General features: G+C 32.0%; 12 protein-coding genes. 5 read left to right on the top strand and 7 right to left on the bottom strand.

Features of this window, described 5'->3' with window-relative positions; all coding sequences use genetic code 11:
- Positions 1 to 48: 48 nt before the first annotated feature.
- Both FH144_RS08530 and FH144_RS08525 read left to right on the top strand, forming a co-directional pair.
- The gene (locus FH144_RS08530; protein ID WP_242315111.1) at positions 49 to 792 is read left to right on the top strand and encodes a cyclase family protein; all 744 of its coding nucleotides are present in this window, start codon (positions 49 to 51) and stop codon (positions 790 to 792) included.
- A gap of 258 nt (positions 793 to 1,050) precedes the next feature.
- Complete coding sequence (locus FH144_RS08525; RefSeq protein ID WP_107507679.1) at positions 1,051 to 1,518, top strand: DinB family protein; 468 nt, start codon at positions 1,051 to 1,053, stop codon at positions 1,516 to 1,518.
- A 79-nt stretch (positions 1,519 to 1,597) separates the two neighbouring features.
- Here the strand turns inward: FH144_RS08525 and FH144_RS08520 are convergent, their stop codons facing one another.
- From FH144_RS08520 to lepB, 3 genes are all read right to left on the bottom strand, one after another.
- Positions 1,598 to 2,788, bottom strand: coding sequence for an MFS transporter (locus FH144_RS08520; protein ID WP_242315109.1), 1,191 nt, complete (start codon positions 2,786 to 2,788; stop codon positions 1,598 to 1,600).
- 217 nt (positions 2,789 to 3,005) lie between these two features.
- Positions 3,006 to 3,572, bottom strand: a complete 567-nt coding sequence (locus tag FH144_RS08515) for a GNAT family N-acetyltransferase (RefSeq protein ID WP_242315107.1) — start codon at positions 3,570 to 3,572, stop codon at positions 3,006 to 3,008.
- 189 nt (positions 3,573 to 3,761) lie between these two features.
- Positions 3,762 to 4,334, bottom strand: coding sequence for a signal peptidase I (lepB, locus tag FH144_RS08510; RefSeq protein ID WP_242315104.1), 573 nt, complete (start codon positions 4,332 to 4,334; stop codon positions 3,762 to 3,764).
- A 306-nt stretch (positions 4,335 to 4,640) separates the two neighbouring features.
- On the opposite strand from lepB, the gene FH144_RS08505 reads away from it, so the two are divergent.
- The 3 genes from FH144_RS08505 to FH144_RS08495 all read left to right on the top strand — a co-directional run bounded on the left by FH144_RS08505 (position 4,641) and on the right by FH144_RS08495 (position 7,526).
- Complete coding sequence (locus FH144_RS08505; protein WP_242315102.1) at positions 4,641 to 5,399, top strand: ABC transporter ATP-binding protein; 759 nt, start codon at positions 4,641 to 4,643, stop codon at positions 5,397 to 5,399.
- Positions 5,389 to 7,272, top strand: coding sequence for an ABC transporter permease (locus FH144_RS08500; RefSeq protein ID WP_242315100.1), 1,884 nt, complete (start codon positions 5,389 to 5,391; stop codon positions 7,270 to 7,272). The genes FH144_RS08505 and FH144_RS08500 overlap by 11 nt, the downstream gene beginning before the upstream one ends.
- Positions 7,273 to 7,334: 62 nt before the next feature.
- The gene (locus FH144_RS08495) at positions 7,335 to 7,526 is read left to right on the top strand and encodes a VraH family peptide resistance protein (RefSeq protein WP_107507674.1); all 192 of its coding nucleotides are present in this window, start codon (positions 7,335 to 7,337) and stop codon (positions 7,524 to 7,526) included.
- 216 nt (positions 7,527 to 7,742) lie between these two features.
- Here FH144_RS08495 and FH144_RS08490 read toward each other — a convergent pair whose 3' ends face one another.
- From FH144_RS08490 to FH144_RS08475, 4 genes are all read right to left on the bottom strand, one after another.
- Positions 7,743 to 8,315 (bottom strand): helix-turn-helix transcriptional regulator, encoded by a 573-nt coding sequence (locus tag FH144_RS08490; protein ID WP_242315098.1) that lies wholly within the window; start codon positions 8,313 to 8,315, stop codon positions 7,743 to 7,745.
- A gap of 316 nt (positions 8,316 to 8,631) precedes the next feature.
- A complete protein-coding gene (locus FH144_RS08485; RefSeq protein ID WP_242315096.1) occupies positions 8,632 to 9,015 on the bottom strand; it encodes a hypothetical protein in 384 nt (127 codons plus the stop codon).
- Between the two features lie 220 nt (positions 9,016 to 9,235).
- On the bottom strand, positions 9,236 to 9,778 hold the full coding sequence (locus tag FH144_RS08480) for a TetR/AcrR family transcriptional regulator (RefSeq protein ID WP_242315094.1): 543 nt from the start codon (positions 9,776 to 9,778) through the stop codon (positions 9,236 to 9,238).
- Positions 9,741 to 10,139 carry a DUF3147 family protein gene (locus tag FH144_RS08475; protein ID WP_103166491.1) on the bottom strand — a complete coding sequence of 133 codons (399 nt, stop codon included), beginning with the start codon at positions 10,137 to 10,139 and terminating at the stop codon, positions 9,741 to 9,743. The genes FH144_RS08480 and FH144_RS08475 overlap by 38 nt, the downstream gene beginning before the upstream one ends.
- Positions 10,140 to 10,146 lie beyond the last annotated feature (7 nt).

The raw sequence follows: 10,146 nt of genomic DNA, 5'->3' as shown, positions 1-10,146 counted from the left end.
CTATTAAAATTTGTTTTTAAATCATAAACAGTTAAAGTGGTGATAATTATGACCAATTATCCATTATGGGATCAATTGAATCAGTTAAAAGAGGCTCAATGGGTTGATTTAACACATACGTTCGACCCAGAGATTCCTCGTTTTAGTGAATTTGAAAAAGGTGAAGTTTCGACGCTATTCACTGTTAAAGATGATGGTTTTTATGTGCAACGCTGGAATATTGTTACTCAATATGGCACACATATTGATGCGCCAATCCATTTCGTTGAGAATAAACGCTATCTAGAAGAATTAGATTTGAAAGAATTAGTCTTGCCTCTTATTGTCTTAGACTTTTCAAAAGAAGCAGCTGAAAATGCGGACTTCATCGTAACACGTGACCATTTAGAACAATGGGAAGCGGACAACGGACGTATTGAAGCAGGCACGTTCGTGGCATTACGTACAGATTGGTCAAAACGTTGGCCAGATATTGAGAAATTCGAAAATAAAGATGCAGAAGGAAACCAACATTTACCAGGTTGGGGACTGGATGCCTTAAAATTCTTGCTCGAAGAACGTGGTGTGAAATCAGTCGGGCATGAAACCTTTGATACTGATGCCTCTGTCGATACAGCTAAAAATGGCGATATCGTAGGAGAACGTTATGTTCTTGGACAGGACACATTCCAACTCGAATTACTAACAAATTTAGATCAATTGCCTACTCGTGGTGCAGTCATCTATGCGATTAGTCCAAAACCGAAAGACGCACCAGGATTCCCAGTACGTGCATTTGCGATTAAACCTTAACTATTTTTGAAAAAATTTATTACTCTAGCCATTTTGTTTTAGGCTTGATAGTGAGCGATCAAAGCCATAAAACTTCCTAATATTACTAAACTGCCCTGTTACGTAAATTAGTGTGACAGGGCAATTTTATGACTTTCTGAGCTAAATACCGAGCTATTATTAAAAATCTCTTTCTTACCTTCTCTGATTGAAAATGTTGATTCTCGGGTAAATTAATTAGTGTTACAAGTTAAATCTTTAGCAGAAAGGAAGAATATGATGAGTAATAAAACAGTTTATGATGTCGTGGAAACTGGCGTGAACTATATATTATCAGTTTATGATAATTGGAATGTCGAACAAGTTTTAGATAAAGAGGATAATTTCTTCCCAAATACGTTACACTGGCAATTTGGCCATGTGTTAACGATATTTGATTCTGCCTTGTCACTAGGTAACCAAAACGCAGTAGATGTAGAGAAATATACTAAATTATTCGGTTATGGTTCAAGTCCTGCAGATTGGGAAGGACAAGACGTTCCCTCAATTGAGGACATTAAAAAAGATTTAACAACACTTCCAGAACGTGCTAAGCAATTAACTGATGAACAACTCGCTCAAGAATTAGAACAACCGATTGCCGGTTGTAAAACACTAGACGAATTATTAGTACTAAACGCCATTCACGTACCATTACACGCAGGTAAAATTGAAGAAATGGCTCGTGTGCTAAAAAAAGAAGATTAATTCAAAACGCTTAACAGATATGAAAATGCACCTGTTAAGCGTTTTTTATACATAATTTTATAAGTAATCAAACTGTGAATTAAAACTTAATATCTTCTTTTTTTACGGTTTTATCGAAGTAAACTAACACGACTAACATTAATATTGAGACAATTAAGTATGTTAGAGAATGTGAATATTTTAATATAAAACCGAATATTAAAAATGACACAGGCATTAACGATTGAGCGATGGATTGATTCAGTGAGAACACTCTGCCTTTATACTGTTCTTCAACCGTATTCTGCAAGTATATTGAGTACGGTATATTGGCTAAAGGTAATGATAAACCCGCAATGAAATAGACTAATGTAATTAATATAAATGACATGTTTACTGTGAGACTCAAAAATATTGATAAACTTAGTATCCATAGAGCAATAACTTGAAGTATTACTGATATTTCAAAAGGCCCTTTCAGTCTATGTTTTAACGGTCGTATTGATAAGCCTAAAGACACGATAAACATTCCTATTGTCATTCCAGCTTCGGTAAAACCAAATTGTTGAGACGATAATTTCATCGATTGAATTGCTATAATAGGTACCCCTACTACAATCGAGTTAACTAAAAAATTGATTACTAAGCCTACAAGCATGAAATTGAGTAGTATTTTATTTTTAATTAAATATGAACAACCAACTTTAATATCTTTTAAAAAGCTATTGCTGTTGCTTTTACTTTCTATTAATCTATTAATTTTAATAAATAAAAATACAAAAATTGACGATAATTCAGTGATAACATTTATAAGAGCTAAATATTCAATTTTTAAGATAGCTATAAGCATACCACCTAAAATAGGTGCTAAAAAACTAATTGTTACGGTATACGTTTGTCGAATTGAAACAAAACGTGCCATATCTTTTTCAGATATATTTTTAATATTTGAATTCACAATAAGACCGATTATTCCGTCTGTTAAATTTAATATAACGCCTAATATGATGATGTAAATGTAGTTGAATTTTACTATAAATATCGATAAAAAGATTACATTTATTATTTGAGCCACTATGACTAATTTTTTATTATTAAACTTATCTACCCATACGCCAAAGAGTGGTTGACTTAAGATGGTTGATAGAACGATTAATGATAAATAAATTGTATATATTAGAGGATCATTTGTATGTTTTAGAATGTAAAATGCGCATGCAAAGCTAAATATTTTCGATCCAATTGAAGAAATCACATCAAACGCTAATAAGTTGATAGATTTTATACCCATAACATCTTCTCCCTTACAAAATAAAACTAAGTATAAATATCTTAGGCCTTCAAAAGTAATCGAACGTTTTACCATGCTCTGCTTGATTAATATACTTATTTTATTTTCAGACTATTCAGTAAAATAAATATATAATACCATCTTTTTATAAAAATAATATATAATAATCAAAAAACTGTTTAACACGTATCTCTACGCATTAAACAGTTTTGGCTAATTAAAATTCATCTTTCCAATTTAGTTGTTCATATTCATAACGTAACAAACTATACACATAGCTATCTGAGAATTCACCTTGTAATCGTTCATCACTTCTCAAAATACCTTCTTGAGTGAATCCTAAACGTTCTGGTATGGCACGACTTTTAGGATTTTGAGTAGACATACATATTTCAATGCGATTGATATCAAATTCTTCATAAATATATTTAATTAATGCTTTGGTACACTTTGTCATAATTCCTTTTTTCTGGAATTGTTCTGCTAAATAATAGCCAATAGAGGTACGTTTATTTACTAAATCTAGGTAATGCAACCCTATCACACCAATAAGCTCATTTTTATACCAAATACCGCAATGAAAACCGTCGCCTTTTATAAACTTTTGTAGCGCTGATTGAATGAACTTTTTACTATGCTCTACTTGTGTAGTTTGTTCAACAAACGGTAAAAATTGTGATAAATATTGTCTATTATTATCGACTAAATTGAATAATCGTTCCGCTTCTCGTTCTTCTAAAATTTTTAATTTTAAATTATCATTCAATTGATATCCAAATACCATATAAACGCCCTCCATCCAATATTTTCTAATTATTCAGTAAATTAAAGTTATAATATCATATTTTTATATGTAATATGTAAAGACTTGGTTTCTTCTTTTCAAAATCAGTAAGTTTATTCTCTGTTCTCCACAAAAAAACTGTTTAACACGCACTTTTACGCATTAAACAGTTTTGGCTTTGTCTCAATATTAAAATGTGCCTGGATTGAATCCAGCTTTCCATTTGTTAAATGGCCAATATCTTAGTACAACTTTACCTACAAGTTGGTCTTTATCGACTAAACCAACTTCAGGGAAACGGCTATCTACACTATTTTGTCTGTTATCTCCCATGACTAAGTATTTATCTTTAGGGATTTTATTTTTACCGTTAGCACCATTAATATCACTTGTCTTTAATGAACCTGTTAAGTAGTCACCTTGTTTATGTTTCTTATTGTAGTCTAAGTAAGGTTCAGATACTTTTTTATCATTCACATATAATTGATCTTTTTTATACTCTACTTTATCTCCAGGTGTTCCGATAACACGTTTGATAAAGTCACGGTCAGCGTCTTCATGGAAAACAACTACGTCTCCATTATCGATATGATTCAATGTTTTAGATATTTTACTTACGATAACTTTATTTCTATCTTGGAAGGTCGGATACATAGAAGAACCTGATACTGTATACGATACTCCAATGAATTTCATTACAATGCCGACTACTAAGAGTGCGACTGCAATGGAAACAACCCATTCAATGATTTCTTTTTTCAATTTAACCCCGCCTATCATCTTTTATACAATACTCTACTTTATCATACATGCTTTTCAATTATGTTTCACTTATCTTACGACTTATAACATTTCTAATCTTTCATATCCGTAAGAAATAACCGTTACTTTGTAAGGTTAGATAAAGGCAGTAATGACGCCCTCCTTTTAAAATTATAAATGTAATAGCTCATAGAAGTGATGATCTTGGAACTCTTGAAAAATATTATAATCACACAATTTAAAACATTAATCATCCTATCTAAACGCAATAACATCTATCAAATAACTTAAGGAGTATTAATCAATATGCCAATCTTAAATGTAAATCATCTATCTAAAGTATACGGAAATAAACAAAAATATAAAGCCTTACACGATATCAATTTTTCAGTGGACAAAGGAGAATTCGTCGCAATTATGGGACCTTCTGGGTCAGGTAAGACTACCCTCCTTAATGTGATTAGTTCGATTGATAGTATTTCTGGCGGGACTGTGGAAGTAAGCGATAAGGTTATAAATCAATTATCTGAGAAGAAACTCGCCCGCTTCCGTAAAAAGGAACTTGGTTTTATTTTCCAAGATTACAGTGTTTTACCAACACTAACTGTTAAAGAAAATATTATGTTGCCGTTATCAGTGCAAAAAGTCAATAAAGATGAGATGGAACGTAACTATAAAGAAGTAACCGAAGCCCTTGGTATTTATGACTTAAGCGATAAATATCCTAGTGAAATTTCAGGTGGGCAACAACAACGTACTGCCGCTGCCCGAGCGTTCGTACATAAACCATCAATTATCTTTGCGGATGAACCTACTGGCGCATTAGATTCGAAAAGTGCGCAAGATTTATTAAATCGTCTGGAAGAAATGAACAAGAAATTTAATAGCACTATTATTATGGTCACGCATGATCCTTCAGCAGCAAGTTTCTCGGAACGTGTCATTATGTTGAAAGATGGCAATATTTATTCAGAACTTCACCAACAACATAAATCGAAACGTGAATTTTATGATGAAATTATTCAATTACAGTCGGCTTTAGGTGGTGTCGCAAATGACATTTAATCAGATTACACTTAAAAATTTAAAAAGTAATTTTAAAAATTTTGCGCTCTACTTATTCTCATTAATTTTAAGTATCGTTTTATATTTTAGCTTTGTAACGTTGCAGTATACTCATAGTTTAAATAATGGAGAGTCACCAATAATCATTCGACAAGGTGCTAAAGTGGGTGCTGTATTTCTATTTATTACGATTATCATTTTCTTAATGTATGCGAATCACTTATTTATAAAACGTAGAACGCGTGAGTTTGCATTATTTCAACTTATTGGGTTAACGCGTGGCAATATTTTAAGAATGTTGGCCATCGAACAACTGACATTTTTTATAGTCACTGGCATTATCGGTATTCTAGTTGGTGTTGTAGGCTCGGAAATTTTACTTAATATATTAGTGAAGATGATGCATCTCTCAATACACGTGTCAATTGGATTTGAGTTGCCTGCATTGTTCCAAACGATCTTTATGTTGGCCCTAGCGTTTATGTTGATAATGTTTCAGAACTTCCTTTTCCTAAAAAGAAGAACGATCTTATCAATGATGAAGGATAATGCGAAATCTGAGGCGACGAGAGCGAGAATTACGCCTGTGGAGTTGATTGCAGGGGTTTCGGGCGTTGTGATGATTGTGTTAGGTTATTATATTTCTACTGAAATGTTTGGCAAGTTTGAGTGGTTAACAATGATTCTGATATCGCCATTTCTTATTCTATTTTTAACGGTGGTGGGTGCGTATTTATTCTTTAAAAGTTCGGTGTCTATCATTTTTAAATCTCTGAAAAAGTCTAAACATGGGCGGGTTTCTATTACAGATGTGGTATTTACGTCATCCATTATGCATCGTATGAAGAAAAATGCGATGTCATTAACGGTTATTGCGGTAATTTCTGCGGTAACTGTGACGATTCTATGTTTTGGTGCTATTAGTAAGTCGAATACTGATTTTTCATTACAAGCGTCAACGCCTCAAGATATTAACTTCACTAAGGAAAAGTCGGCTCAAAAGTATGAAAAATTATTAAATCAAAATCACATTAACTATGATTTAACGACCTATGAAAATTCAAATACAGCGATTAAGAAAAATGAGGTATTAAAAGCTAAAACAGGTAAAACAATGCAGTCGGCTGGTATGACAATTATGGCTGATAAAAATGTGACAGGTAATCATGCGACACTTACTAATCTGCAAGGCCCTCTAAGTGGGATAGTTGATATTCACCTTAATAAAGATATTACGCTTCAAGGTAGCCAGGAAAAGACGTTTCATGTGGATAAGAAAAATGTTAACGAAGTGATTCCAATGACCGTTTCTATGGGGGGTCCAGTGCTTAAAATCAGTTCTGAAAATTATAATGCTTTAAAATCACAAGATCAGTTAACACATCATTATGGATTCAATATTAAAGATCATGGAAAACTAAACAAAGCTGAAGCATTAGCTAAAAAAGTAAGTCCTGGTGTGGAATTGAAACGTAATATGAAGCAAACGCTTGATCAAAGTAACGGCATTCTAATGTTTGTAACATCATTCTTAGGCTTGGCATTCTTAATCGCAGCTGGTTGTATCATTTATATTAAACAAATGGATGAAACTGAGGATGAAATTAACAATTATCGTATTTTAAGACGTCTCGGTTTTATGCATACGGATATGATGCCAGGTTTAGCTTTAAAGATTCTCTTCAACTTTGGCTTACCGTTAGTCGTTGCATTATTACACGCACTATTTGCGGCGATGGCCTTTATGAAATTACTAGGGGCGTTTTCTTCAACGCCGATTATTATCGTGATGGTGTTATATTCACTTGTCTATCTCATCTTCGCCATCATTTCATTTGTTCATGCAAATCGTATTATTAGATATTCAATTTAAGCAGATAACGAATTTAATTTTTGAAAATATAAACAATATAACAAACGAGAGGATGTTTCTAAATGAATATTAAAGAATTAATTAAAACGTCTTATGAGGATTTATTAAGCTTGAAAGTAAACTGGTTCAATGGGTTAATGTTAGTCTTAATCGTTTTTATCTTAAGTAGTATCGTGACTCCATTTATTGGTGTACCCGTAGGCTTACTAGGCGGCGGTTATGCATTAAAACGCTACGAAGAAAAAGATAAATAATGAAGTAAAGGGGCGGGATAGAAATCAAATGTAATTTCAAAGATTTCGTGGTCCCGCCCCGGCAAGGTTGACTAGAGATGAAGAAAGTACTGTTTTACGTATCTTCATTTCAGTCAACTACTGCCTAATTATAAATTAAGAGATAATATCCTTTTTTCTCATTGCTCGGTTCTGCTCAAATTCTAAACACTTTTGCCCCAATCGTTTTATTATCAATTAAGCTAAAAAAGTATATGACAGATAAATACTTAAACTAGCAATAGCAACAATTCCTCCAACAAAGAATATAAAAGATAATATGCTTGTTACCAAATCACGTCTTTTACTCGTCTTAACTTCACTAGGATCTTTACCATTCATAAACGCGACGATACGATCATAGTTTTCCATATTATGTTTGTATTTAATTTTATCGACTCTAGTTGAACTGTAAACACCTACTAATAAAAGAATCATAACAAAGCTATAACCCCATATATGAAAATACACTATAAGTGGCCCTAACAAAATAGCACCTAAAACAAACGGAACAAGCATCATCCACGTCCAAAAGTCCATTTCTTTTTTTAATTCTGCATTATTCATAATGGTCACGTCTCCTTTGACAAGATCATCTAAAGAAACGTTAAACAGCTCACACATCATCAACAAATTATGAATATCAGGATAACTACGTTCATTTTCCCAATTAGAGATGGTTTGTCTTGAAACATATAATGCTTCAGCTAAACCTTCTTGTGAGTAAGCTTCTTTTTCACGATATTTTTTTATTTGTTGACCGATCTCCATTATTTTAGCTCCCTAACTGTTTTTTAGAATCATCTTGCGTTGTAATAAGAGATTAACAATAAGCCTATGTATATTTTAAAGACTTTGTCTTCTCTCTTCTTACATAGAAACGCTTTCTTATCTAAAAAACTACCAAAGTTTTTTTACAATTACATCTTTTTTTGTGTCAAAATGTTTTTACATGTTGCTATATCAACATTTGAAGACTACCGGATGTCTAATGGTAAATAACTTAATGGACTGATCCGTTTTTATATTAATGTCTCAATTTATATATTTTTTTGCCAAAAAACTTCCTAAAGGAAGATCATTCCACTTATTTAGTATGGCTTGAATGACTCGAGTGGCTTGTATGGCTTGAATGGTTTATGGAATTTGAATGTCCTGCATGATTGATATTATTTGAAGACGAATGTTGTTTATTTTGTGCTTTTTGTGTTTTATTGACTTTATAAACTTTGATTATTTTACGTATTTTGTATATTTTGAGTATTTTGCCTGGTTTTTTGTTAGTGACACCATTTTTTGACTTTATATTGTGATTATTAAGGTTATTTTTTATAATTTTATGCTGTTTGACTGGCGTTTTTACTTTATGTTCTTCTTTATTTTTAGTCGCAGTATGTCCATCTTTAGGACCACACCCACTTAATAATAATGACATTACTATACCTGGTATAAGTAAATATTTTAATTTCATATCTCTCACCCTATCAATTAATCGATTAAACTTTTGCCTAGCTTAATTATTATTATTCTTTAAAATTTTTATAAAATAAATAGAGATAATATATTTTTATAAATTTAATATGAAATAATTATATTATCTTAAATACACTTGCTCAATTACTCTGTACAAAGACTTACGCATATTAAAAGACCTAAGATGAACTTTTGCCACCTTAGGTCTTTATAACAATTTATCTTACTTCATATGCTTCTAGTATAATTTTTAATAAGCGCTCTATATATGCTTTATTTAACGCTTGTGGTTTGATAAGTATATTGAAATAGATTGGAGAAAATACTAAGTCTATAAATAAATCTTGTTCATTCTCCTCAATATACTGATTAATAATCGATTTTAATGTCTGCCGATGATATATAAAATACTTATCCATAAATAGTGATTTTGCTTCGGTTTGTTGATTACTAATTAAAATTTCGATGACTGCTCTACCTAAATTAGTTTGATATACTTCCATCACTTTAGTTAAATAAGTCAACAACGCTTGATATAAACTATTATCCTCAGAAACTTTAATCTGCGTTTGTTCAGTAAACATATCGACGATGATTGAAGATTTATCTTTCCATCTTCGATAAATAGTAGCTTTTGACACGCCAGTATTTTCAGAGATTTGGTCAATCGTAATCTCTCTAAAATGTGTCGTTTCTAATAATTTGCCGAGTTCATTGAATATTTTATGATTGATTGTTGGATCTTTCGGTCTTCCAGCCATGTTTTCCCCTTCTTAAATGCGAAATCAGTTCGACCATTTCGAAAATAATCACTGCACTTACAAACCATACTATAAAGCCAACGACAATACTTAACAACCATTGGTTTGTATAGTATAGCATCCCCCACGTAGCTAAAATACTAAATAACACTCCAGTCATACCAAACACTGCTCCTCTACTGACGTGTTTAGCAATGACATTACCGTGTTGCATACCTGTTATAAATAATGATACTAAAAATACTGCAGGTAACGTCGCAAATACGCCACCCAATTCTTTCCAAGGTAAAACTACCGAAATAATATAACTTAGTGTAACTGCTAACCCACCCACAAGAAATTTAATTAACGCTAATTTCATTGAAAAT

The organism is Staphylococcus sp. acrmy (assembly GCF_022690565.1).
In the GTDB taxonomy this organism is placed as follows: Bacteria; Bacillota; Bacilli; order Staphylococcales; family Staphylococcaceae; genus Staphylococcus; species Staphylococcus caledonicus.
This window is presented reverse-complemented; position numbering and strand designations above follow the sequence as displayed.